The organism is Cobetia sp., assembly GCF_983723665.1.
This window is the reverse complement of sequence record NZ_CFDJES010000130.1, coordinates 3,574-4,677: the sequence shown is the minus strand read 5'-3', so window position 1 is coordinate 4,677 and position 1,104 is coordinate 3,574. Positions and strand designations below refer to the sequence as shown.

Annotated in this window: 1 protein-coding gene; it reads left to right on the top strand. The window is 65.7% G+C overall.

Annotation, left to right across the window (positions count from 1 at the left end; genetic code table 11):
• A partial coding sequence (locus AC4FAH_RS11915; RefSeq protein ID WP_490246084.1) for an alcohol dehydrogenase family protein occupies nt 1-1,011 on the top strand: 1,011 nt, incomplete at its 5' end.
• Nucleotides 1,012-1,104: the final 93 nt, after the last annotated feature.

The following is a 1,104-nucleotide window of genomic DNA, read 5'->3' as shown; positions in this document are numbered from 1 at the left end:
CATGGCGGCCCGGAAGTGCTGGAAGTGCGTGACGACATTCCTCGCCCGACTCCCGGCCCGCGTGACGTGCTGGTGCGGGTCGGCGCGGCTGGCGTCAACAATACCGACCTCAACACGCGGCTGGCCTGGTACTCCAAGGGCGATGGCGAGGCAGAGGATGCCAGCTGGTCCGGGCAGCCGATCCATTTTCCGCGCATCCAGGGGGCCGATATCTGCGGCGAGATCGTCGCGGTCGGCTCAGACGTCAGCCAGACGCGCCTCGGCGAGCGTGTGCTGATCGAGCCCTGCCTGAGGGAGCACGACGGCCAGACGCTGGAGTCCGCCTGGTATATCGGCGCCGAATGCGATGGCGGCTTTGCCGAATACACCCGGGTAGCGGCGCGCCATGCCCTGCGCGTCGAGAGCTCACTCAGCGATGTGGAACTCGCCTCCTTCCCCTGCTCCTACTCCACCGCCGAGAACATGCTGACTCGCGCACAGCTTGCCAAGGGCGAGCGCGTGTTGATCACCGGCGCCTCCGGTGGGGTCGGCTCCGCGGCCGTCCAGCTCGCCAAGGCCCGTGGTGCCCATGTGATTGCCGTCACCAGCGCGGCCAAGGCCGATGCCCTGCGCGATCTCGGAGCCGATGACATCGTGCTGCGCGATCAGCCTCTCGACGAGGCGCTCAAGGGCCACAGTGTCGAGGTGGTCATCGATCTGGTGGGCGGCCCGCAATGGCCGCAACTGCTGGATATCCTGGGCTACAAGGGGCGCTACGCCGTCGCGGGTGCCATCGGTGGCGAGATGGTGGAACTCGACCTGCGCACGCTGTACCTGAAGGACTTGAGCTTCTTCGGCTGCACGGTGCTGGAACCGGAGGTCTTCCCCAATCTCGTGCGCCATATCGAGCAAGGCAACATCAAGCCGCTGGTCGCTGACACCTTCGCGCTGGCCGAGATAGCCACCGCCCAGGAGGTCTTCCAGCAGAAAGGTCACGTGGGCAAGGTCGTGCTCAAGGTCCGTCAGGACTGAAAGCGCCCTGCTCGGACGACTGGCCAGAACGCAAAAGGGCTACCCGATGGGTAGCCCTTCCTGTGACTGAACGCTCATTGCTCGGCAGTCATT